This window comes from Nonomuraea sp. NPDC026600, from assembly GCF_040638335.1.
Taxonomy (GTDB): Bacteria; Actinomycetota; Actinomycetes; order Streptosporangiales; family Streptosporangiaceae; genus Nonomuraea.
The window spans coordinates 59,125-82,815 of the sequence record NZ_JBEZYD010000046.1 but is presented as its reverse complement, the minus strand read 5'-3'; the positions used below and the strand labels follow the sequence as shown (position 1 = coordinate 82,815).

Genomic DNA, 23,691 nt, shown 5'->3' with positions numbered 1-23,691 from the left:
CACATTGGGGAGTGCTGTCTGCACAGCACCCTTCTAGGCTTTCGTCCGTGGCAGAGCAGCGACGCATTCTCCTGGTCGAGGACGACGGGACCATCGCCTTGGCGGTACGCAACAGGCTGGCGGCAGAGGGTTTCGAGGTCCGGGTGGCCGGTGACGGGGAGACAGCCCTGGTCGAGTACGGCAGGGCGGAACCCGATCTGGTGATCCTGGACCGGCTGCTGCCGGGACTCGACGGGCTGGAGGTGTGCCGCCGGATGCAGTTGGCCCGGCCGGTGCCGGTACTCATGCTGACCGCGCTCGGCGAGGAGACCGACGTCCTGGTCGGGCTCGGCGTGGGCGCGGACGACTACCTGGCCAAGCCGTTCAGCATGCGCGAGCTGGTGGCCAGGATCCACGCGCTGCTGCGCAGGGTCGAGCGGGCCGTCCAGCTCGCTTCGGAGGACACGGTGATCAGGGTGGGCGAGGTGGAGATCGACACCGCGGCCCGCCGGGTGTTCGTGCGCGGGGCCGAGGCGCAGCTCACCAGGACCGAGTTCGACCTGTTGCGCCGCCTGGCCGAGCGGCCCGGCCAGGTCTTCGAGCGCGACCGGCTGCTGTCCGACGTGTGGGGCTTCTCCGAGGCCGCCGCGACCAGAACCGTCGACAGCCACGTACGGGCGTTACGCCGCAAGCTCGGCTCCGGCGTCGTGCGCACGGTGCACGGCGTGGGCTATGCCCTGGTGCGCCGATGAGGCAGCCGCTCGACTTCCTCGGCCGGATCAAGGTCAAGCTCGGCCTGGTGATCGTACTGGCCGTCGGCACCGCCTTCGTGGTCAACGAGGTCGGCATCAACTCCGGCCTCTCCCGGGGCATCAGGATCGCGGTCGCGCTGGTCCTCGCCCTGATCATGGTGCAGGTGCTCGCCATGGGCATGACCAAGCCGCTGCGCCAGATGGCCAGGGCCGCCCAGACCATCGCCAAGGGCCGCTACACGCTGCGGGTCCGCGCCACCTCACGCGACGAGGTCGGGGAGCTGGCCAGGGCGTTCAACGCGATGGCGGCCGACCTCGGCGAGGTCGACCGGCAACGGCGCGAGCTCGTCGCGAACGTCAGCCACGAGCTCCGCACCCCGATCACCGGCCTGCGCGCCGTCCTGGAGAACGTCGTGGACGGCGTCTCCCCGGCCGACCCGGTCACGATGAAGACCGCGCTCGCCCAGACCGAACGGCTCGGCCGGCTCGTCGCGCAGCTTCTCGACCTGTCACGGCTCGATTCGGGCGTCCGCCTCATCGAACCCGACGCGGTCGAACTCGCCCCGCTGCTGGAGCAGGCCGTGCGCGAGGCCGCACTGGCGCGCGAGGACGTCCGGCTCGCCCCTTCGGTCCCCGCCGACCTCGTCGTCCGCGCCGACCCCGACCTGCTGGCCCAGGTCCTGGCGAACCTGCTCGACAACGCGGTACGCCACAGCCCGCTCGGTGGCTCGGTCTCCGTGACGGCCGCTCCCGACGGTGACGGGGTCCGCATCGCCATCGCCGACCAGGGGCCGGGGATTCCCGCCTCGGCTCACGGGCGGGTGTTCGAGCGCTTCTCCCGGCTGGACACCGGGCGGACGACGGACGCGGGGGGTGCCGGGCTGGGGCTGGCGATCGTGAAAGAGATCGTCGAACTGCACGGCGGTTCGATCAGTATCGGCGACTGCGCGGGGTGTTGCATGATCGTCGATCTACCAGGGAGGACGACTATGGCGGATACGCCGTTAGAACCTGAGCAGCCCGCGGGGGCGGGCGAACGGGTGCCGGCCGGTCCCGGTCCTGTCGCGGCGGGTGTCGGGGGTGATGACGTGCTCGACGGCCGGCCCGATCTTGTGGCGTCGGGCGGCGGGGTGGAGGCCTCGCGCGTTGAAGAGGAAGGGGAGGCCCCGCTGTCTGCCCGGCCGGTGTCCCCGGCCTCGCCGGCTCAGCCGGACTCCTTGGCGCAGCCGCCGTCCTTGGTGCAGCCACCGTCTTTGGCGCAGTCGCCGTCTTCAGCTCATCCGGTCGCTGCGGCGCAGCCGGTTGCTGTGGGGGAGCCGGTGTCCTCAGGGCAGCAGGTCGGGCTGGGTCAGCCGACGTCCTCGGGGCAGCCGGTCGCTGTGGCCCCGTTGGCCGCTTCGGCGGCGCCGATGCAGGCGGTCACGGAGCCCGCGCCGATGGCCGATGGGCGGCGGCTCGCGCGGATGGTCGTAGGGGGAGTCGTCGGCCTGCTCCTCGGGTTCCTGATCGGGCTGTTCGCCGCCGTGTTCGTCAGCGTGGCCGTGAGCAGTGATACGGCCGCGCTCATCACGCTCGTGCTGGTCACCGCGCTCATCGGGGCCATCGGGGTGTCTCTGGGGGCGGGCACCGGGCGACGACCTGCCGGTGCCCTGCCGTACCAGCCCGCTCAGGGCCGCCCGCCGGGCCAGCCGTACGTAGGGCAGCCCTCCCAGGGACCGGCATTCCAGGGGCAGCCCGGCCCGCAGGTTCTTCACGGGCCGCCGCCACCGCCGTACGTCCCGCCGCCGCTGTTCCCACGCCCCGACCTGCCTGAGACACCGCGCTGGCTGCTGCCGGCGGCGGCGGGGGCCGGTGTGTTCTCGGCCGTGGCGTTGCCGGACGCGCAGATGGGGCTGGGCGTCGTGCTGGTCGCGATGGTGCTGGGCGCCGCGGCGCTGCCCGCGGTGCTGCGGCGGATCACGCCGTGGACGGTGGTGTTCGGCCTGACCGCCTACTGGCTGATCGCGATGGCCGCCGTGCGGGACGCCGACTGGCTGGTGGCGATCCTGTTCCTCGCCGGGTGCGGGCTGCTGGCGCTGGCCGTCTCCGGCGCCGGGTTCGGCTGGCTGGGCGTGATCAGGGGCGGCACGTCGGTGCTGCTCGCGCTGGGGCCGGTGCCGTGGTTCCTGGCCAAGCCGCTGAAGAGGCTGACCGCCAAGCGGCGCATCCTGCCCATGCTCGCCGCGCTGGGCATCACGGCGGTGTTGCTGCTGGTGTTCGGCCTGCTGTTCGCCTCGGCCGACGCGGTGTTCGCCACTTATCTGGAACGCCTGACCACGACCCCGGACTGGGTCGAGTCGGTGCCGCTGCGGATCTTCATGTTCGTGGTCGGAGCCGTACTGCTCGCCGCCCTGGTCCTGGTCGCGCTGCGGCCCGTGGTGGACCCGGTCGGGCCCGAGGTCAAGTTCGCTGTGACCAGGAGTATCTGGCTGGTGCCGCTGACCGCGGTGAACCTGCTGTTCGCGGCGTTCGTGGCGGTCCAGATCACCGCGCTGTTCGGCGGCAACGCCTTGGTGCTGAAGACCGTCGGCCTCACCTACGCCGAGTACGCCAGGCAGGGCTTCTTCCAGCTCGTCATCGTCAGCCTGTTCGTGCTGGGCATCGTCGCCGTCGCGGGCGGGCTGCTCCGGACCGAGCGGCGCGAACGCTGGCTGCTGGCCGGGCAGCTCGGCGTCCTCTGCGCCCTCACGACGGTCGTGCTGGCCTCCGCGCTGCACCGCATGGACCTCTACACCGACGCGTACGGCCTGTCGCGGCTGCGCCTGTCCGTGCAGGCCACGGTCTGGTGGCTGGGCGCCCTGTTCGCGCTGGTCATGCTGGCGGGCGCGGTACGTCTGCTCGGCCGCGGCACCGGCTGGCTGCCACGCACGATCGTGCTGGTCACCGGGCTCGGGCTGGGCGCGTTCGCGATCGTCAACCCGGATCTCCAGGTGGCCCAGACGCAGGTCGAGGTACGCGGCGTGGCCAAGCTGGACGCCGACTACCTGGGCGACCTCGGCGCGGAGGCCGTACCGGCCCTGGACCGGCTCCCCGAACCGCAACGCAGCTGCGTACTGGCCGACGTGGTCGCCGCCAACGGCCTGAACCGGCCCGACGCCTGGAACGGCTGGAACCTGGCCAGATCCCAGGCCCGCGAACTTCTCGCCAAACGACCGGTCACCGCCACGCCCACCGGCTGCGACCGCCCGACAAACCGAAGCGACTGAGGGGTCCGCCGCCTGGCTGGTCACTTGGTTGGCCGGACGCGCCCGGTCGGTCGCCTTGATGGTGGTCGGCTGTCGTGTCACCGCGGTGCCACTCGGATCAGGTTTAATCCTTGAGTGGCTTTCGATGTGATCATCAGCGGCGGACGTGTGCTCGACGGGACGGGGGCGCCGCCATACCGGGCCGACGTGGCGGTTACCGGCGACCGGGTCGCGGCGGTGGGCCGCCTCGACGGCGCGGAAACCGCCTCCGTCATCGACGCGAACGGCCGGTTCGTCGCACCGGGGTTCATCGACTGCCACGCCCACGGCGACGCGGCCATCTTCGACCCCGCCGTACAGTTGGCGGCCCTTCGCCAGGGGGTGACCACGTTCGTACTGGGCCAGGACGGCCTGTCCTTCGCCCCCGGCTCCGCAGCCACCGTCGCCTACGCCGCCCGCTACTTCGCGGCCGTGAACGGCCCGCTTTCCGGCCGCAGCCGTTCGGGCGGCGCACCTTCGGGCGGCGCGCTCTCCGATGGCGCGCTGACGGTCGCCGAGCTGCTCCAGGGCTATGACCGTGCGGTCGCGCTCAACGCCGCCTACCTCCTCCCGCACGGCACGATCCGCTACGACGTCATGGGCCCCTCCTCAGGTACACCCGCCCGTGACGAGCTGGCCCGCATGCTCACCCACGTCGAACGCGGCCTGTCGGACGGCGCGGTCGGCCTGTCGAGCGGCCTGGAGTACCTGCCAGGCCGCTACGCCTCCGCCGAGGAACTGGCCGCCCTGTGCGCGCCGCTCGCGGGCCTCCCGTACGTCACCCACATGAGGGCGTATGGCGCACGAGCCGGAGTCGGCATGTCAGAGGTCGTCGAGATAGCCCAGCGCTCCGGTACGGCCGTGCACGTCTCCCACCTGCACGGCCCCGCGGACGTCCTGCTCCCGCTGGTGGAGGAGGCGCTCGCCGGGGGCGTCGACCTGACCTACGACTCCTACCCCTACCTGCGCGGCAACACCATCCTGGCGATGGTCGTACTGCCGCCCGAGGTCCCGGCCGCCGAGCCGGAGCGCGCTCTGGAGATGCTGTCGTCCGGAGAGCTCGACGCCTGGTGGCCGGAGCTGGCGCAGACCTGGCCGCGCCTGACCATCTCCCACGCCCCGGGCCTGGAGTGGGCGGAGGGCCTGGGCATGGTCGAGGCGGCCGAGCGGGCGGGCTTGGCGCCGCATGAGTTCTGCCGCCGCCTGCTCATCGAGACCCGCCTGGAGGCCGGCTGCGTGACGGCCCGTCCCGACGAGGGCCCGGAGGGGGAGGAGTCGGTACGCCGCATTCTGCGCCACCCTGCGCAGACGGGCGGCTCGGACGGCATCTACGTGGGCGGCCATCCGCATCCGCGCGGCTTCGGCGCGTTCGCCCGCTTCCTGGGACGGCACGTACGCGAACTGGGGGACTGGACGTGGGAGCAGGCCACGGTCCACCTGTCATCACATCCGGCACGCCGCTTCGGCTTGACGGACCGCGGCCTGCTCCGGCGCGGTTTCGCGGCCGACATAGTGGTGATCGACCCGGCGACGGTCGCGGACCTGGCCACGTACGAGACTCCCCGCACACCGGCGACGGGAGTGAGCGACGTGCTCGTGTCGGGGGTGCCGGTGCTGGCGAACGGCGCCCTGACCGGCAAGACTCCGGGACGAGCCCTACGCCCGAACTAGCCGTCGAAGAACACGACCTCACCACCGAGTCCGTAGTCCGAAGCCGCGGCCGTGCAAGATAGCCCATGAGATAGGGTCAGACGCGGACAAATGGGGGTGTTGTGCAGGGTTTCCAAGAACACGACAGGTCCGTCTTCGACGGCGCGTCCCTCCCGCTGATGGTCGTACATCGGGAGGCGTTGGAGCACAACATCGCGACCATGGCCGCCTTCGCGCGGGATCACGGCATGGAGCTGGCGCCGCACGCGAAGACCCACATGTCCGGAGAGATCGCCACCATGCAGCTCGAAGCGGGCGCATGGGCACTCACCGTGGCGACGCCGAGGCAGGCGATGGCCGCGCGCGAGTTCGGGGCGGCCAGGGTCATGGTGGCCAACCAGGTCGTGGACCCGGTCGGGCTGGAGTGGGCGGCGGCGGAGCTGGCCGCGGACCCGGGCTTCGACTTCCTGTCCTTCGTGGACTCGGTGGCCGGGGTGGACATCCTGGCCCGGCACGCCTCGTCACGGCCGTTCAGCGTGCTGGTCGAGCTCGGGCATGAGGGCGGGCGGGCCGGGTGCCGGACTCTGGACCAGTTGCTCGAGGTGGCCGCCCATGTGCAGCGGACCGACGGGGTGGAGCTGGCCGGGATCGCCGGGTACGAAGGGGCGCTGAAGACCGCTCCGGAAGTCCGGAAATATCTGTATCTGTTGCAGGAGGCGGTCGAGCACGTCCGCGTCAAGAACCCCATCCTGACCGTCGGCGGCAGCCAGTGGTTCGATGTGATCGGGCGCGAGCTCGTCACCACCCAGGCCAGGGTCGTGCTGCGCGCCGGGGCGTACGTCACCCACGACGACGGCTACTACCGCGAGCGCACGCCCTTCAACCGCGTCCCCGGCGAGCTGTGGCCCGCGCTGGAGGTGTGGGCGCACGTCCTGTCCACGCCCGAGCCGGGGCTGGCGATCGTCGGCATGGGCAAGCGCGACGCGCCCTACGACGAGGGCCTGCCCGTCCCCAGGCGCGGCGGCGTCACGATCGTGAAGATGCAGGACCAGCACACTGTCGTACGCGCCGACGGGCTCAAGCCGGGTGACCTGCTCGCCTTCGGCATCTCGCACCCGTGCACGGCCTTCGACAAGTGGCGGACGCTTCCGGTGGTCGACCGGGACTACCGTCGCGTCGGCACGATCAACACCCGTTTCGGCTGATGAACAAGGAGCTGTTGTGAAGCAGGAATTGAGGACCACCGAGGGCGCACCCCCCGTCGGGGCCTACTCTCAGGGCCTGGTCGTGGGCGACTTCGTCTACACCTCGGGCGCGGGACCGCTCGACCCGGCGACCGGTGAGGTCGTCGGCGGCGACGACGTGGCAGCCCAGACTCACCAGACCATGCGGAACCTCGGCGCCATTCTCGCCGCCCACGGCCTCGGGTTCGACGACGTGATCAAGGCCACGGTCCATCTGCAGCACCTCAAGCGCGACTTCGCCGCCTACAACGAGGTGTACAAGTCATACTTCAGCCAGCCGTACCCGGTCCGTACGACCGTCGGCTCGGACCTGCTGGACATCCTGGTGGAGATCGACTTCGTCGCGTTCAAGAGCGCGTAAGGTCGGTCCGTGGACAGTTCGGTGTACGTTTTCGTCGAAGATCTGCGCGGCGAGGGCGTCGAGCGGGTGCTCGACAGGATCAGTGGCTACGGCGTGGCGGGCGTCACCATCGGCGCCGTGCACCACGCCTCACGCGACGTCACCCCGCACGGACTGTCCAGGCTCACCCTCCGCCACGACGGCGCGCACTTCGTCCCGCCGCCGGACCTGTTCTCCGGCCTGCGGCTCAGGCCGACGGCCGGATATCAGAACGCGCTCGACGGCCTGCGCGAAGCCTGTTCGGAGCGGGGGCTGAAGCTCCACGGCTGGACTGTTTTCCTGCGCAATGCCACGATCGGCACCCAGCATCCGGATGTGACCGTACGCGACTGCTTCGGCGATCGCGGCTCGCTCACCGACCTGTGCCCGGCGCATCCCGATGTGCGGCAGTACGCCGTCGCGCTGTCCAGGGCGGTCGCCCGGCTCGGCGTCGACAGCGTCGTGGCCGAGTCGCTGCACTTCAGGCCGCTCAAGCCGCAGCGTTCTTTCGTACCGCTCGGGCCGATGGACACCTATCTGTTCGGCTTGTGCTTCTGCGACTACTGCATGCGCCGGGCCACCGACCTGGGCGTCAACGCCGAGGTGGCGCGCGAGGAGTGCGCCAGGATCGTGGGCGGGGTGTTCGACGGCGACCCGCCCGCTCAGGGTGAGGTGACCCGGGCCGCGCTGACGGCGTACGCGGGGCCCGAGGTGGTCGCCTACGCCCGCGCCCGGTCGGAGACCGTCACCACGCTGGTCTCCGAGGTGGCCTCCGCTGTGGCGGAAGAGGGCTCCAAGCTGGTGTTCATCGACTCCACCGGCGGGGTCAAGGGCTACACCGACGGGCTGCCGTCGCCCGGACTGGCCGCGCACGACGCGTGGCAGCTCGGGGTGGATCTGGTGGCGCTCGGGGATCTCGTGCCCGCGTTCGGGGTGCTCGCGTACGCGCGCGACGCCGCTCGGGTGGCCGATGACGTGGGCGCCTACCTGCGGTCGGTGGGTAAGGATCGTGAGGTACGTGCGGTGCTGCGGCCTGGTTACCCCGACAGCGACTCGGCCGATCGGCTGGTCGCGAAGGCTCGGGGGGCGAAGGCCGCAGGGGCGTTGGCGGTGGACTTCTACGCCTATGGGCTGATGTCGTATCCGGTGCTGGACCGCATCCCCGCCGCTCTGGCCGAGGCCCTCTGATCACGAGGTCGGCCATGCTGTGATGGACGACCTGTTCAGCGACGCGCCGATGCCACCATTCGGCGGTGTACGGCAAGTCGGAGCCGGCACTGTCGATGCGCTCGGCGCACTACCAGGTGACCGGCAGCGCAACCGGACCACGGGTGATGGACCCGCTCTTCCACTCGACCTCGGACGCGTCCACCGCCGGCCGCAGACCGGGCAGCCGGCGCAGCAGGCCCTCGAACGCGGCGCGCAGTTCGAGGCGTGCCAGGGAGGCGCCGAGGCAGAAGTGGAGGCCGCCGCCGAAAGTCAGGTGCGGCGATGGTGCGCGGGTGATGTCGAAGCGGTCCGGGTCCTCGATGAGGGCGTCGTCGCGGTTGGCAGAGTAGTGCAACGCGAGCACCGTCGAGCCGGCAGGTACCGTCACCCCGCTGAGCCGCACGTCCCGGGTGGCGACCCGTTCCAGGACGGCCTTGACGATGCGGACGTAGCGCAGCACCTCCTCGATCGCGTCGGGGATCAGCTCCGGGTCCTCGCGCAGCATGGCCAGTTGCCCGGGATGCCGGTGCAGGGTGAGGAGCGAATTGGCCAGCAGGCCGGCGGTCGTCTCGTACCCGCCGATGAGCAGGAGGTAGATGTTGTTCAGCAGCTCCGGCTCCGACAGCCGGTCCTGCTCGTCGCGCGCCTGGATCAGCCGGGTCATCAGGTCGTCGGCGGGCTCGGCGCGCTTGGCGGCGATCAGCCGTTCCAGGTAGCCGAAGAGCTGCTCGCCGGCAGCCTGGATCTCCTGCGGTTTATGCGCGGTGATGGAGAGCCCGATGTCCATCCAGTCGCGCAGCATCGTCATGTCGGAGGCGGGGGCGCCGACCATCTCGGAGATCACCAGCGCGGGCAGCGGGGCGGCGAAGGCCGCCACGAAGTCGACTGGCGGCGATTGCGCCACCATCGCGTCGATCAGCTCGTCGACGATCCGGTCCACTCGTGGCCGGAGCAGCTCGATGCTGCGCGGGGTGAAGGCGCGGGCGACCAGGCGCCGGACCCTGGTGTGCTCGGGGGCGTCCAGGCTGAGCATGAGGTAGGGGTTGCGGCGCACCGGCCGCAGCGTCGCCACCCCGGGGTCACTCGTCGCCGCCCGGCTGAACACCGGATCCGTCAGGACCCGCTTCACGTCCTCATAGCGGCTCACCAGGTAAGCCTCACCGCCGAGCGGCAGGCGTACCTTCGGCACCGGATCCTCCCGGCGCAGCTCGGCGTACTCCGGCTCGGCGTCCAACTCAGACGGCGTGTCGAAAGGGAAGAACGGCAGCTCGGACCCGGTCACGTCGGCACCTCCGTGCTAGCACCAACCCCCGCGTTGCGAAGGACGGTACACGCGGGCGACCCCGCACACAATCGCCGAGACGGCTTCTCAGCCATGCTTCGCGGTCGCCGGCACCACGGTCGGTATCCACTGTCCGATGCGGTCCCACAACACCGTCCGGTTCGTGGAGAAGTTGTGGCAGTGCGCCGAGCCTTCGACTAGGTACAGCGTCACGTCGCCGGACGCGTCGTAGTTGGCGGGCTCGGTGTAGGGCCCCGGCGAGAGGTCGATCACCGTGCCGAAGGCGAGGAAGACCGGTACGTCGATCGCGGCAGCGTCCTGCTGGACATAGCCGGGAATGCCGGTCTCGACACCCGAACGTACCGGCATCCGGGACACGGACGCGTCGTCGACGGCGATCACTTCGGCGGGAACGTCGGGCGCGTGGAAGACCTGGTGCGCGATGTCCCTGTTCACCATCCAGGACGTGACGTCCGGGCCGACACCGTAGATCGTCCGGAACAGCGCCTCGGCCTCCGTTGCCCGCGCCGCCAGGTCATCGGTCGCGTAGTCCCCGTTGAGGGTGTTGTAGTGCACGGCGTAGCCGAGCAGCACGACCGCGTCGTAAGGCCGGGACCGGGCCTGCACCATCACCGTGAGACAGCCACCCATCGAATGGCCCACACCGATCATCGGCAGGTCGAGCGGTGGTACCCCATCGGCCAATACACCCTCGCGCAGCCGCGCCCGCACCTGATCGGCCACCGCCGCGTCCCCAGCGGCCAGCAGGGCCAGACTGAGATCGCCCGACGCATGCGGATCGCTGCTCTCCCCGACCCCCAGGTGGTCGAGCGCGATCACTATGTAGCCCTGACCCGTCAGGTGTTCGGCGAAGCTGTATCCCGGATGGCCGGGCACTTCCAGGTGCCAATACCGCTTGTCGTAGGTACCTCCGGGCAGGCAGAGCAGAACGGCCTTTGCCATGACGGGCGGCTCCGGCAGGAACAGCCATGCGGTCTGCGACAACGCCTCGCCACCCCAACCCGCTCACAATCACCAACCCCGAACCCCGGGTTTTCGATGAGTGTTGAATTGATTACGCTCAGTCGCCATGCTGGCAGCATGAGCAGTGGAGGCCGGGGCCGCTGGATGGTGTCGCCGGTCGCGCTCGCGGTGCTGCCGGTCGGGATCGGGTTGGTGGGGAACCTGGCGACCGGCACCGTTGAGGTGAAGGCCTGGTGGTGGGTCCCGGCCACATGGGCGTTGACCGGTGTGCTGGTCATGGTCGCCATCGCGTCGCAGATCGTGCAGTCGCGTGCTGAGCCGCCGAGCCGGGAGGCGGCGATGCGTACCGCCACGGCGCGTTTGCGGCAGATGGTACGGGAGCAGTGGGAGCACGACGCGGTGCTGCGCGGTGTTCGGCAGCCGGTGCCGTTGCGGGTGCGTTGGTCGTCGACCGGTCGGCGGGTCGCGGAGACGCGTCAGATCGTGCTGGACGAGCCGGAAGCCACATGGCAGGACATGCCGTTGGAAGGCGACGTCACGCAAATCGTCGAGAAGTTCCGCGGGCTGCCCCATCGGCAGCTGGTGGTGCTCGGAGAGGCGGGTGCGGGCAAGAGCGTCCTGGCGACCCTGCTCGCCCTCGGACTGATCGAACGGTCGGAGGGGGATGACCCGGTGCCGGTGCTCCTGCCGGCCGCTTCCTGGAACCCACAGGACGAGCCGGTACGCCGGTTCGCGGCTCGGCGGATGGCCGAGGATTATCCGCCGCTGGCCGGTTCGCTGGGGGGCCGCTGCGTGGCGGACCTGCTGATCAGCGAAGGCCGGGTACTCCTGGTGCTGGATGGACTGGATGAACTCCCGACCGAGTCGCAGGAGCGAGCGCTGCGGAAGCTGGATGAGTTCGCCGCGACGGGACGGCCGCTTGTGGTGACCTGCCGGCCCCGCGAATTCCAGCGAGCCGTGGACGCCAGCGGTGTGATCATCTCCCGGGCCGCGGTCGTGGAGATCATGCCGGTGGACGTGGAACGGGCGATCGCGTTCCTGTCCCACCCCGAGCCGTTCCGGCATCGCTGGGAGCCGGTTTTCACCCACCTCCGCAGCGACAGCGAGAGCCCGGTGGCGCGGGTGCTGTCCACGCCGTTGATGGTGTCACTGGCCCGTACCGCCTTCAGCCCCCCGGCCACCGACCCCACCACCCTGGCTCGCCTCGACAGCCGGGACGCCATCACCGCGATGCTCATGGACACGTTCGTGACCAGTGTCCATGACCCCGACCGGCCGGTGCCGCCCGAAGGTCGGCCGCCGCGCCGCTACACCCCCGCCGCTGCCCGGCGCTGGCTCGGCTCTCTGGCCTTGCACCTGCAGTTGGTGGGCAGGACGGAACTGGTGTGGTGGCAATTGTCCCCCGACCTGTACACCTTCAACGCGGAGGCGATCAGAGCACGCGTCGTGACGGCCATCGCCGCCGTCGTGGGTGCCGGTGTCACAGCCGTCGCCGGGGCAGCGCCGGGGGGCGCCGCGATGTTCACCGTGGCAGCCGCCTTGGCCGCTGCGGCGGGCATACTGCGGCCGCTGTGGCCGCACGCCTACCCGCCGTACACCCCCACCTCCTACTCGCCGGTTCGCGAGCGCCGTCGCCGGGTTCTGGCGCTGAGAGCCGGATTCGGCATCGCGCCGGGGCTGCTGACCGGGATCATTCTCGGCGATCCGCTGATCGGAGCGGCTGGTGCCCTGGTCGTCGGGCTGCTCATCCTGGTCATGCCCTTCCTGCCTTTGCGGACCAGGCCGCGTGGTACCACCCCACGTGCCACGCTGAACGCCAACCACCGCGCCACCGCTATCGCTGCTGCGCAGCACGGCATCACCGCCGCACTGGTCTTCGCCGCCTCCACCGCAGCGCTCGCGCCTGAGGCGACCCTGTGGATCCCCGCCGTCACCGCGGCCGCTGTCTACGGGTGGGTCGCAGCCTGCGGTGCAGGGCTGGGGACCTGGATCGATTACAAAATCACCCATCTTCGTCTTGCCGCCAAGGGCCTGCTCCCCTGGAGACTATGGACATTCCTCGAAGACCAGCACCAACGCCAAACATTGCGCCAATCCGGAACCGCCTGGCAATTCCGCCACGCCCTGCTTCAACACCACCTCGCCGCCACCCCTTACACCCAGCACCTGTATGCCTGCGCCCGCCAAGGCGACTCGGTCGGTCTTGGACGTATCGCCGACCGGCTGGTCGAAGAAGACCGCGTGGAGGAGGCCATCGCCATGCTCGGAGCCTGGGCCGACCACGACGACTCCGGCACCGCGGCGTCGGCCAGCCTGAAACTGGCCACCTTGTTGGCCGAGCACGGCCGCGTCGAGGAACTGCGCACCCGCGCCGACGCAGGCGACGCGCATGCCTTCACCATCCTGGCCAACCTGCTGGAACGACAGGGCCGGATCGAGGAGGCCATCACCGTACTCAGCCCCCACGCGGACCGGGGCGCCGCCCCGCAACTGGCCAGGCTCCTCGCCCGCCAGGACAGGGCTCAGGAGGCCATCGACCTACTTCACGCTCACCCCGACCAGGACGACAACTGGACTGTCACGCTGGCCAAGCTGCTGGCTCAGCAGGGTCGGACCGAAGAACTGCGCGCCCGCGCCGACCAGGGCGACCGAGCCGCCAGTGTTCAGCTGGCCCGACTGCTCGCTGGACAAGGGCACGTGGACGAACTGCGAGCCCGCGCCGCGGCAGGCGATCCCGACGCCGCCTGCCGGCTCGCCGGGCAGAGCCGGGCGGAGGAAGCCATCATCCTGCTGCGCCCCCACGCCGAACGAGGCGACTGGGCCGCCAGTGTTCAGCTGGCCCGGCTGCTGGCCGAACAGGGCCACGTGGACGAACTGCGAGCCCGTGTCGCGGCAGGCGACCCGCACGCGGCCCACCGCCTCGCCCGACTGCTCGCGGAACAAGGGCGGTTGGCGGACGCGGTCACCCTGCTCCTGCCCCACGCTGTCCCTGCAGTGCAATCCGTCGAAGCGCACGCTGTCCTGCCGCTACTCAGCCATCTCCTGACGGTGCTAGGGCGGGAGCAGGAGGCCATCACCGTGCTGCGCGCCCACGCCCATTTGGGCAACGCCGAAGCCGGCAGACTGCTTGCCGACCACGATCCCGTCAAGTCGCAACACCATCAAGCACAGCGGACACCGCCTGATGCGCGAAGTCGTCCGTGAGCGGCAACCCCCGGAACACCGCCCTGATCCACACCGCCCCGGCCAGCAGATCGATCACGAGCATCGGGTCCACCGACCGCTTCAGCTCGCCCCGCCGTACCGCCCGCTCGAAGACCTGCCGCTCCCGCGCGAACCGGTCCGCGAAGAACCTCCGCGCGTCCAGCTCGGGATGGCGTACGGCGGCGCCGAGCGCGGCCACCGCGATGTCCCTGGCCGGCGGCTCGGTGAGGAGCCGCCTGATGCCCTCCACGAGCGCCACGAGATCGCCACGCAGGCTCCCCGTGTCCGGCGGCTCGAACTCCAGCAGGTCCGCCTCCACCAACGCGGCCCCCAGCAGCGCGGCCTTCGACGGCCACCAGCGGTAGATCGTCGTCTTGTTGACGCCGGAACGCTCCGCCACACCCTCGACGGTAAGACCGTCATAGCCCTTCTCCGCGACCAGCAGCAGCGTCGCGTCGAAGATCTCCTGCTGTTTCCTCGGCGCCATACGGTCATTTTCTCCCGGCGAACGCCGTGAGCACGCCCAGCCCCAGGTACACCACGCCGCTGAAGTGACGCAGCGCCCTGGCCCTGCCGGCCAGCCGGGCCCCGAGCGCCCCGGCGGTGAACACGTACACCATGTCGGAGACCAACCCGAGCAACAGGAGCGTGGCGCCGAGCACCACGATCTGGAGCGCCGGCGACCCCGCCGCCGGCTTCACGAACTGCGGCAGCAACGACAGGAAGAACAGCGTGACCTTGGGGTTCAGTACGTTCACCACGAGGCCTTCGAGGAACACCTTGCCGAGCGGCTGCGCCGGCGGCGCCTCGGTTTCGGCCTCCTCCTTGCCGGTGAACGCGCGTATCCCCATATAAACGAGATAGGCGACTCCGGCCCACTTGACGATCGCGAACAGCGTCGCGGACTTGGTGATCAGGTACGAGAGCCCGGCCGCGGCGGCCGCGATGTGCACCAGTGTTCCGGTCTCGACGCCGAAGGCGCTGGCCAGCCCGGCGGCCCGGCCCTGAGCCAGGCCCCTGGCGGTGATGTAGAGGTGGTTGGGACCCGGAATGAGCACCAGCGCGAGCGACGCGCCCACGAAGAGCACGTACGTAGACCAAGGGATCATGAAATATCAGCGTAAAGCGGCGTTGGTACGCCGTTAAGGGCCAATCAGGCCCGCGGTTTCTGGGCCAATCGGAATGTCGGCCGGGCGTGGCATAGTTGCTGCCGTGAAGGGTCTCCTGGTCGGGCGCGCTGCTGAGCTGGCGAGACTCGCGCGCGTGCTCGAATCCGCCGCCGACGGCACCGCCGAGGTGGCGCTCGTCGGCGGTGACGCCGGCATCGGCAAGACCCGGCTGGTCACCGAGCTGGTCGCCGAGGCCCGCTCCCGTGGCTTCAACGTGCTGGTCGGGCAGTGCGCCGAGCTCGGCGACACGCTGCCCTACCTCCCGCTCGCCGACGCCCTGCGCGGGGCCGAGCCGGCCGTGCGCGAGGCGGCCGCCGCCCACCCCCTGCTCGGCCAGCTCCTGCCGGGAGTGGAGAGCGCGCCTCCGGCGGGGCTCACGCAGCAGCGGCTGTTCGGCTCGCTGCTGGGGCTGCTGGCCGAGGTGCAGCCGGTGCTGTTCGTGATCGAAGATCTTCACTGGGCCGACCGCTCGACCCGTGACCTGCTGGTGTTCCTGAGCCGCATGGTGCAGACCGAGCGCGTGTGTGTCGTCGGCACCTACCGCACCGACGACCTGCATCGCCGCCATCCCCTCCGTTCGGTGCTGGCCGAGCTGAAGCGCCTGCCCAGCGTCACCCACCTGGAGCTGGGCCCCCTCGGCTCCGGCGAAATGTCCGACTATGTCACGACCCTGGGTGATCTGGATGCCCAGGAGCTTGGCGTGATCATCGCTCGGGCGGGGGGCAACCCGTTCTATGCCGAGGAGCTGTTCGCCGCCGTGGCCGAGGGCGACAGCCTGCCCGACGGGCTGGCCAGCCTGCTGATGTCCCGGGTCGAGGTGCTGTCCGAGCCCGGCCAGCGGGTGCTGCGCGCCGCCGCGGTCGCCGGGCGCCGCGTCGAGGACCAACTGCTGCGCGAGGTCTCCGGGCTCCCGCTCGCCGACTTCGAGGAGGCCGTACGCGAGATCGTCTCGCGCGGCCTGCTCCGCGTCGACGGCTACGGTTACGCGTTCCGGCACGCCCTGCTGCAGGAAGCCGTCTACACCGACCTGCTGCCCGGCGAGCGCACCAGGCTGCACGCCGACTTCGCGCGGCTGCTCACCTCGCCCGCGGAGCTCGCCCACCACCACCTGGCCGGCCACGACCTCGCGGGAGCCCTGGCCGCCTCGGCGGAGGCCGGCAGGGTGGCCGAGCGCCTCGGCGCGCCCGCCGAAGCCCACAGCCACTACGACCGGGCGCTGGGCTTGTGGGATCGAGTCCCCGACGCCGCCGAGCTCGCCGGTGAGAGCCGGGCCGCGCTGGCCTTCCGCAGCGCGGTCATGGCGGCCGACAGCGGCGACAACCACCGTGCCGCCCAGCAGCTCCGCGCCCTGCCCCCGACCTCCGAGGTCAGCGAGCGGCTCGCCTACTACCTGGTCGAGCTCGACGACCAGGACGGCGCCATCGCCGCCGCCGAACGCGCCGTCGAAGCCGCCGCCGACCAGGCCACACTCGCCCGAGCCCTGGCCACCTACGCCCGTACGATCACCTGGAGCACCCGCCACACCGAGGCCCAGGACATCGCCCGCCGCGCCATCGAGACGGCCAGAGCCGTCGGCGCCCGCGACGCCGAAGTCGGCGCCCTGCTCATCCTGGCCCTGCACGCCGAGCACGAGGGCGACATGGCCAGAGCCCACTCGCTCGTCCAGACCGCCACCACCGAAGACACCGGCCACCTGGCCATGGACCTGCGCGCCCGCTTCCACCACAGCCGCCTCCACTACGAGCAGGGCCTGCTCGCCGAGGCCGCCGAGGTCGCCGACGAGGGCATCCAACTCGCTCTCGAAACCGGCCTCAACTGGAGCACCTACGGCACCGACCTGCGCTTCCTCCGCTTCCTGATCCACTACGTGGCCGGCGAGTGGGACCAGGCCGAGGCCACGGCCGCCGGCTTCGGCGCCCGCGTCGGCACGCTGCCGGAGGCGGTCCTGTCGTCGTTCGCCCTGTTCATCGAGGTAGCCCGCGGGCTGCCCGCAGTCGAAGCGCGCCTCAACTGGCTGCGACCGTTCTGGTCCGACCTGCTCGTCGCCTACATGTCCCGCGGGCTGGCGGCCGAGCACGCTCTCTGGCGCGGCGAGCCCACCGTCGCCCTCGAACACGTACAGGCCGCCCTGGCCACCTGCGAACCCGGCGACCCGGGCATCCTGCGCCTCGCCACCGTCGCCCTGTGGGCACTCGCCGACCTCGGCCAAGTGGAAGGCGCCGACGACCTCCTGGCCCGCGTCCGCTTCGCCGTCGAAACCGGCCCAGTGGGCGAACGCGGCCCCATGGGCCCGGAAGGCCAGGCCTGGGCCCTGCGCGCGGAGGCCGAATGGCATCGCGTACACGGCCGCCTCGACGTGGACCTGTGGCGGCGAGTGGTGGCGGCCTTCGACTACGGCTTCGTCTACGAGGCGGCCCGTGCCCGCTGGCGCCTGGCGGAGGCCCTGCTGGCCGCAGGAGACCGGCCAGGAGCCCAGTCCGAGTGGGAGCAGGCCCGCGAGACGGCCGGCAAGCTACGGGCCGCACCGCTGGACAACGCCCTGAGCGACTTCGGCCGCCGAGCCCGGTTCACCGGCGGACAGGGGGACGGGGGTTTGACGGCGCGGGAGATCGAGGTGCTACGTCTGGTGGCGGAGGGCCTGACCAACCGGGAGATCGCGGAGCGGCTCTTCATCGCGCAGAAGACGGTCAGCGTGCACGTGTCCAACATCCTGGGCAAACTGGAGGTCTCCACCCGCACCCAGGCCGCGGCGGCCGCCCGGGAACGCGCACTGCTCTGACAAGCGTGGGCCTCCCAAGGGGGTCGGGCTGTGTTAGCTCGCGCCCCCTTCGACGCCCCGAAAGGCGTGGTTCTCGCTTTCGCTCGGGCGCCTTACCGGGGCTTCGCCTCTGGGCGAGGGGTTTTCCAGCCCCTCGCGCTCCCCGGCGTTGACCGATTCACTCTCGCCTCTGGTGGCAGGGCAACCGATTGCGGACGGTGAACCCGTCAGGCCCTGGAGCTCGACGCGAGATCACGTACTACCTCAATGAGCTCCGCCGGATCAAACGGCTTGGTGAGGTAGGCGTCGACGCCAATGCCACGTCCGCGCCGCTTGTCATCATCCTGCGCCCTGGCGGTGATCAACACGACCTTGATATGGCTGGTCGCCTCCTCCGTACGCAGCTTCTGCGCCGTCACCCAGCCGTCAAGAAACGGCATCATCACGTCAAGCGTGATGACATCGGGCATGACGTCGAGCACGCGCTCGAGACAGTCCTGCCCATCGGTGGCGGTGGCGACCTCGAAGCCTTCCAGGCTCAAGTTCACCGCGATCAACTGACGGATGACCTCGTCATCGTCCACGACCAGTACCCTGCCAAGAACCTCTCCCACGGCCGCAAAGCTACCTGTAGTGACGCAGTCACGTGCGGTTTTCCTGGATGTGTGGCTGGACCTTTATCGTGGTGCGGAGTGGTGGCCTGATGCTGGTAGCCTTATCACTCGTTGAGCCCCCTTAGCTCAGGGGATAGAGCACCGGCCTCCGGAGCCGGGTGCGTAGGTTCGAATCCTACAGGGGGCACACGATCTTGACCGGCGGTTCCGGCCGCTGACCAGGGCGAACAGCGTACGAACGGGCGGGTCTCCAGTCTCACGGAGTCCCGCCCGTTCTCGTTGACGCTCGCGGGCTGTGGGCCAGTTGTGGGCCATGATCGCACCGGCCGCCCCGCCGTGCACGCCGGGCTCCAAGCTCAGCCGCCGCAGGCCGGACCCGGCCTCGTACGCCCACAGGTGGGTCTCGGTGGGCTCGTCGGAGGCAGTGAACACGATGGTCTCGCCGTCGACCGCGACCACGTCCTCCAGGTGCAGCCCTGCCGGGGTGACCGGACGCCCGGCGACGACGAGCCGCCTGGTGTCGTCCAGGTCGGCGCTGGTGACGAGGTCGCCCGCCGAGGTTCTGGCGGGCAGACCGGGTACGAGGCGGACCCAATCGTCGTCGCGCTGCTCCGCCAGCACCTCCGTGGCGCCGCTCGCGGGGTCGATGCCGAGCACGAGCAGGCGCCGCTGGTCGCGGCTCTGGACGGCGGCGTACGGACCGAAGGCGTCCCAGTCGGCGGCGGTCAAGTACTCGAAAGCCTCGCCGGCCCAGGCCACCGGGACGAAATGCCCGTCCAGTCCGGCGATCCACAGCGACACGGCTGCGTTGGCGGTGCCTACAACGGAATAGCGAATCGTGGTGGGCGGCGCGGCGGGATCGGCCGGGTCGCCGAGGTGCCAGCACGCGACCGGAGTGGTGTCGGCCCGGGCCACCAGCAGCGACCGGCCGTCCGGCGCCCACCAGTATCCTCGGTCGAGCAGTCGAGCCGCCACAGGCAGGCAAACGGGTCGTCGCCCGCCCTGGACCGCAGGAAATAAACCGCCCCGCCATTGGCGGGAGACGGTGAAAGGCCGGGAAGGCCGTGGGTGAACCGCCTGGTGCGGACGAACTGCGCGGGGAACGCAGATTGAGGGGTCATGGCTGCTCCCTGAAAGATGAACTGTGGGTCAGAAAGCAGCCTGGCCGCGTCCTTGGCAGGATCACGGCCTGAGGAATTGCCAGCACATCCGGCGCCGGACCCGTGAATCGGACCCTCTGGGGACGCCGACCTGCGGTTGGGTGGACGATAGAACCCGATGACCGCGGCTCTCACACAGCAGCCTCCCAGGTAAGGACATGCACCTGATCATGACGGCACGGACCCGAGCGGGGGCTACGAAGGGTTGAGACCCCGGCCCCGGTCTGGCCGCCGTCGAACAGGGCACCGGCTCGACACTCAAGGACATACATGCCGGTACGGGACTCCCGTCACGTATCGCTCCCATTCGGTGGCGCTCAGCGGCCGTCCCGCCCTGGCGCAGATCGCGGAGGTCATCGCCCCCGGTGTGACCGGGCGTTCGTGCAGGTGTCCCGTGGAGTCGACGCTCATCACGCTCGACCCGTCGGCGGAGAAGGCCAGGGCGGCGACGCCCCGCAGGTCCCCGTCCCGTACCGTGCCCAGTCCGGCTCCGGCGGTCAGATCGAACAGCTGGATCCTGCCGGACTCGGTGCTCAACGCCACGACGTCTTCGCGCGGGGATCTGTCCCCGACCCGTCCATCGAGCATGCCTCTGGCCTCCTGGCCGAGTCGGCCGCGCGTGGCGACGTCGTAGCTCGTGATGCGCCCGCTTTGGTCCATCACCGCGATGGCGCGGCCGTCCCGGGTGAACTGGGCTCCGATGACGCCGCTCTGCCGGCCGTTGCTGCCGAACGCCGTACTGAGCGGCTTGCCGGAGGCGGCGTCGAGCAGGCTCAGCTCCTCACTGCTGGCCGCCAGCGCCGGCGATGGGGACGACGGCGGCGGTGCGGTCACCGCCACCGTCCTGCCGTCGGGGGAGAACCGCGCGCTGGAGGCCCTGACGGTGGCCGACCAGAGCAGCCGGTGGCTCTTCCACTCCCACAGGGCCAGCGTGGTGGCCGCGTCGTCGTTCTCGCCCGACAGCGCCGTGATCATCTTGGTGCCATCCGGGCTGAAGGCGAGCAGGGTGGTCCGCTGCCGCCGCCCGTCGATTGCCGGATGCCATTCGGTCAGCTTGCGCCGGGTGGCGGCCTCGAAGATCGCGATCCGCCGGTTGGTTCCCGCCCCTGCCAGGCGGCCGTCGGCGCCGAACGCCGTGGTCAGCACCGCTTCCGGATCGGACACCTTCAGCAGGGGCGTCGGACGGGCACGGGGATCGCCCAGGTACAGGTTCAAAGAGTCCGCGGTGACGGCCATGACGAGGCGGCCTCCCGGGCCGAGCACGGGTGCGGACCATGGCGCTGCCTTGCGCGCCCGCACCGCCAGATCGCTCAGGTCCACGGTGACGACCCGGTCCTCGTTCAGGTAGCGCATCGTCGTGTCGCCGTCGAAGGCGACCTGGACATGCGGGCCTTGGTCCATCGTGAAGGGCAGCGACAGCGTGATGAGGAGTTCGTCGAAGGCCCGCCACACCTGGATCTGGTCGTTGGTGACCGAGGCGAGCAGCCTGCCGTCCGCGCTGAACGTCAACTGGCCGCGGTTCCACCTCGCCGTGTCAGTGGCCAGCGGTTCGGACAGTGGCTCGGACAGCGATCCGGTGTTCGTGGCAGGCAAGCGGCGCAGCCCGTCCTTGGCGTGCAGCAGCACCGTGGTTCCGTCCGGTGTGACCCGCAGGGCGGGGGCGCAGTCGCACATGCCGGACAGCGGGCGGCCGCTGTCCACGGTCAGTTCCGGCAGGCTCCGCCGTTCGAGGCGCCGCGTCGTCATGTCGTAGCTGTAGAGCGCCTCGCCGGAGGGTGTCATCGCGCCGGCGTAGCTGATGTAGCCGAACTTGCGGCGGGTGCCGCGTTCGAGATCCCACACGTACTCGTTCTTCTCGCCGTCGGTGACGATCAGGTAGCGGTCCACCGTCCCGTACGCCGCGTCGAGTGACACCTCGCCGGCCTTCCATGCCGCCACCCGCTTGCCGGTGCTCAGCCGCCACACGGTCAGCTCCTTAGAGGTGACGACCAGTGCGTCGCGGCCCGTCGGCGAGAGCGCGACCCGATCGATCGGCACACCCCTCAGCCCGAGCGCGGCGATCCCGCCGGCGCGCTTGCCCGTGCGTATATCCCAGAGTCTGATGGCGTCGTCGCCGGCGCTGACCAGGGTCCTGCCGTCACGGCTCAGCGCCCGTGCGGTGCCGGCGCCGAGCGCCGGATCCTTGAACATGCCGATCTCGCGCTGCGCCACCGACGCGGTCAGCGCCGCCCTGGACTGCGGAGTCGGGGCCAGTCGCCAGGCCGCGACGCTGAGCTGCATCGCCACTCGGGGATCGGTGCGTCGCAGGGCGTCGGCGAACTGCGCCAGACGTCCCCCCTCGGCGTGATCGCGCTGGTCCGACACGAGCCGCGTCTGCCGGACCGCCAGGCCGCCCGCGACGACCGCGACCACCAGCAGGCCGGCGAGGCTGACGAGGAGCAGGCGGGTGCGCCGGGAACGCCGGCGGGTCAGGGCCGCGCTCGCCTCCAGGAAGTCGCGCTCGCTGGGCGACAGGGTGATGTTCCTGCGTGCGGTGGCCGCCCACTGCAACGCGTTCTCCAGGCTGCTGCCCTGGAACAGGTCGCCGTTGCGGCGTCCTGAGCCTTCCCAGCGGCGTACGGCGGCGAGGATCTCGCAGTGGACGGCCAGGCCGTCGCGGTTGGCGTCGATCCAGCGGCGATAGCGCGGCCAGGCGTGCGGCAGGGCCGGACGCGACAGCCACACCTCATCGGCGTCGCCGGACACCAGGTACCCGAACACCTGCAGGATCCTGTTCACGGCGGCGGCCTCGGGCGAGAGCCGGCCTTCCAGCAGCTCCTGCAGCGCGGCGCGGCGGGCCGACAGCGTGTTCTGCTCGCCGACCGTCACCAGGCGGAGGAAGACCTCGGGGGCGAGCTCGCGCTCGTCGGGCGACAACAGATCGTAGGCCTGCTCCGCCTGAGCTCCCAGCGCCGGGTCGTCGATCGTGACGAGGCCACCGGCCGCCGCCCGGCCGCCCTGGGCCAGCAGTTGCGCGGTGTCGAGCCGGGGGTCGGCGCTGACCAGCGCGAGCAGGAGTTGCCTGGCCGTGGGCCTGGACAGCGGGTCCTTGGCGAGAGCCGCGCCGACCAGGGCACGCAGGGACTCTGGGAGCACTCCCAGATCGGGATGGGAGGACAGGACGCGGTGCATGACGCCACCGAGGTTGTCCGCCGCGAACGGGTCGGCGCCGGTGGCCGCGTAGAGGATGATGCAGCCCCAGGCGAACACGTCGGCGGGCATCTCGGCCCGCCCCCCGCCGAAGACCTCGGGGGCCATGTAGCCGGGGGTGCCCTTGACCAGGCCGGTGGCGGTCAGCGACATCTCATTGGTACGGGCGATGCCGAAGTCGATGACGCGCGGGCCGTCGGGGCCGAGCAGAACGTTGTCGGGCTTGAGGTCGCGATGGATCACTTCCGCGTCGTGGATCGCGGTCAGCGCGGTGGCCGCGGCCGTGGCCAGGCGGTGCAGGTCGGCGCCGGTGAAGCGGCGTCCTTGCGTGACCGCCTCGCGCAGGTTCGGCCCCTCGACGTATTCGGTGACGATGTACGGCCGCGGCCCGTCCAGCCGGGCCTCGATGACGGTCGCGGTGCAGAACGCCGCGACCCGCTGCGCCGCTGTTACCTCCCTGGCGAGCTGAGCGGCCTGGTCCCCGTGCAGGACCTTGATCGCGACTCGTCTGCCGTCCTCCGCGTACGCCTCATAGACGATCCCCTGACCGCCGACCCCCAGCCGCCCGGCCAGCCAGTATCCGCCCAGCCTCTGAGGATCCGCCTCGGTCAACATAATCACGGCGGTTTAGATGCTCCTGAGCTGCCACAAGTTGCGAATTCGCTGATCACTGTCCTGCACCACCGTCTCGGAAGGTCACCCTGATGACGGCCAACTGACCTGGATCACGGTCCCGACATCGCCGGGCCTCCTTTCTCGTGACCACTCAAAACGTGCGACCTCATGTCGCAACCGAACGTGTCCCCAGCCGCCAGGTAGCGGAGTAAGAGTAAGAGATCACGATTGCGGTTCGTG

Annotated in this window: 14 protein-coding genes, 1 tRNA gene and 1 pseudogene; 9 read left to right on the top strand and 7 right to left on the bottom strand. The window is 70.6% G+C overall.

Annotated features, from left to right (window positions below):
• Positions 1-47: 47 nt before the first annotated feature.
• The 6 genes from AB0F17_RS56925 to AB0F17_RS56900 all read left to right on the top strand — a co-directional run bounded on the left by AB0F17_RS56925 (position 48) and on the right by AB0F17_RS56900 (position 8,455).
• A complete protein-coding gene (locus tag AB0F17_RS56925) occupies positions 48-731 on the top strand; it encodes a response regulator transcription factor (protein WP_358042707.1) in 684 nt (227 codons plus the stop codon).
• The gene (locus tag AB0F17_RS56920) at positions 728-3,976 is read left to right on the top strand and encodes a DUF4153 domain-containing protein (protein ID WP_358042704.1); all 3,249 of its coding nucleotides are present in this window, start codon (positions 728-730) and stop codon (positions 3,974-3,976) included. The genes AB0F17_RS56925 and AB0F17_RS56920 overlap by 4 nt, the downstream gene beginning before the upstream one ends.
• A 114-nt stretch (positions 3,977-4,090) precedes the next feature.
• Positions 4,091-5,665 carry a D-aminoacylase gene (locus tag AB0F17_RS56915; RefSeq protein WP_358042702.1) on the top strand — a complete coding sequence of 525 codons (1,575 nt, stop codon included), beginning with the start codon at positions 4,091-4,093 and terminating at the stop codon, positions 5,663-5,665.
• 101 nt (positions 5,666-5,766) lie between these two features.
• On the top strand, positions 5,767-6,849 hold the full coding sequence (locus AB0F17_RS56910) for an alanine racemase (protein ID WP_358042699.1): 1,083 nt from the start codon (positions 5,767-5,769) through the stop codon (positions 6,847-6,849).
• Between the two features lie 16 nt (positions 6,850-6,865).
• On the top strand, positions 6,866-7,249 hold the full coding sequence (locus AB0F17_RS56905; RefSeq protein ID WP_358042696.1) for a Rid family detoxifying hydrolase: 384 nt from the start codon (positions 6,866-6,868) through the stop codon (positions 7,247-7,249).
• 9 nt (positions 7,250-7,258) lie between these two features.
• Positions 7,259-8,455, top strand: a complete 1,197-nt coding sequence (locus tag AB0F17_RS56900) for a hypothetical protein (RefSeq protein WP_358042693.1) — start codon at positions 7,259-7,261, stop codon at positions 8,453-8,455.
• Between the two features lie 109 nt (positions 8,456-8,564).
• Here AB0F17_RS56900 and AB0F17_RS56895 read toward each other — a convergent pair whose 3' ends face one another.
• Both AB0F17_RS56895 and AB0F17_RS56890 read right to left on the bottom strand, forming a co-directional pair.
• Positions 8,565-9,758: a cytochrome P450 gene (locus AB0F17_RS56895; RefSeq protein WP_358042690.1), complete on the bottom strand. Its 1,194-nt coding sequence runs from the start codon at positions 9,756-9,758 to the stop codon at positions 8,565-8,567.
• Positions 9,759-9,845: 87 nt separating this feature from the next.
• On the bottom strand, positions 9,846-10,763 hold the full coding sequence (locus AB0F17_RS56890) for an alpha/beta fold hydrolase (protein ID WP_358042687.1): 918 nt from the start codon (positions 10,761-10,763) through the stop codon (positions 9,846-9,848).
• A 96-nt stretch (positions 10,764-10,859) separates the two neighbouring features.
• Between AB0F17_RS56890 and AB0F17_RS56885 the strand changes: the two genes are divergently transcribed.
• Complete coding sequence (locus AB0F17_RS56885; RefSeq protein ID WP_358042684.1) at positions 10,860-13,946, top strand: NACHT domain-containing protein; 3,087 nt, start codon at positions 10,860-10,862, stop codon at positions 13,944-13,946.
• Here AB0F17_RS56885 and AB0F17_RS56880 read toward each other — a convergent pair.
• Positions 13,888-14,433 carry a TetR/AcrR family transcriptional regulator gene (locus AB0F17_RS56880; protein ID WP_358042681.1) on the bottom strand — a complete coding sequence of 182 codons (546 nt, stop codon included), beginning with the start codon at positions 14,431-14,433 and terminating at the stop codon, positions 13,888-13,890. The two genes, AB0F17_RS56885 and AB0F17_RS56880, sit on opposite strands and share 59 nt — an antisense overlap.
• Before the next feature lie 4 nt (positions 14,434-14,437).
• A complete protein-coding gene (locus tag AB0F17_RS56875; RefSeq protein ID WP_358042678.1) occupies positions 14,438-15,055 on the bottom strand; it encodes a LysE family translocator in 618 nt (205 codons plus the stop codon).
• Between the two features lie 103 nt (positions 15,056-15,158).
• Between AB0F17_RS56875 and AB0F17_RS56870 the strand changes: the two genes are divergently transcribed.
• Positions 15,159-17,894 carry an AAA family ATPase gene (locus tag AB0F17_RS56870; protein WP_358042675.1) on the top strand — a complete coding sequence of 912 codons (2,736 nt, stop codon included), beginning with the start codon at positions 15,159-15,161 and terminating at the stop codon, positions 17,892-17,894.
• 206 nt (positions 17,895-18,100) lie between these two features.
• Here AB0F17_RS56870 and AB0F17_RS56865 read toward each other — a convergent pair whose 3' ends face one another.
• Positions 18,101-18,487, bottom strand: coding sequence for a response regulator (locus AB0F17_RS56865; protein WP_358042672.1), 387 nt, complete (start codon positions 18,485-18,487; stop codon positions 18,101-18,103).
• Between the two features lie 115 nt (positions 18,488-18,602).
• Between AB0F17_RS56865 and AB0F17_RS56860 the strand changes: the two genes are divergently transcribed.
• Positions 18,603-18,674, top strand: a tRNA-Arg gene (locus AB0F17_RS56860).
• Positions 18,675-18,922: 248 nt separating this feature from the next.
• Here AB0F17_RS56860 and AB0F17_RS56855 read toward each other — a convergent pair.
• A pseudogene (locus tag AB0F17_RS56855) lies at positions 18,923-19,402 on the bottom strand (DPP IV N-terminal domain-containing protein); the annotation flags it as partial.
• A 503-nt stretch (positions 19,403-19,905) separates the two neighbouring features.
• Complete coding sequence (locus AB0F17_RS56850; protein WP_358042809.1) at positions 19,906-23,451, bottom strand: WD40 repeat domain-containing serine/threonine protein kinase; 3,546 nt, start codon at positions 23,449-23,451, stop codon at positions 19,906-19,908.
• Between the last annotated feature and the right edge of the window lie 240 nt (positions 23,452-23,691).

Bases quoted from the DNA above. Each gene is read 5' to 3' on its own strand.
- AB0F17_RS56885 (WP_358042684.1), top strand. From the start codon at position 10,860: ATGAGCAGTGGAGGCCGGGGCCGCTGGATGGTGTCGCCGGTCGCGCTC.
- AB0F17_RS56880 (WP_358042681.1), bottom strand. From the start codon at position 14,433: ATGGCGCCGAGGAAACAGCAGGAGATCTTCGACGCGACGCTGCTGCTG.
- AB0F17_RS56920 (WP_358042704.1), top strand. From the start codon at position 728: ATGAGGCAGCCGCTCGACTTCCTCGGCCGGATCAAGGTCAAGCTCGGC.
- AB0F17_RS56875 (WP_358042678.1), bottom strand. From the start codon at position 15,055: ATGATCCCTTGGTCTACGTACGTGCTCTTCGTGGGCGCGTCGCTCGCG.
- AB0F17_RS56850 (WP_358042809.1), bottom strand. From the start codon at position 23,451: ATGTTGACCGAGGCGGATCCTCAGAGGCTGGGCGGATACTGGCTGGCC.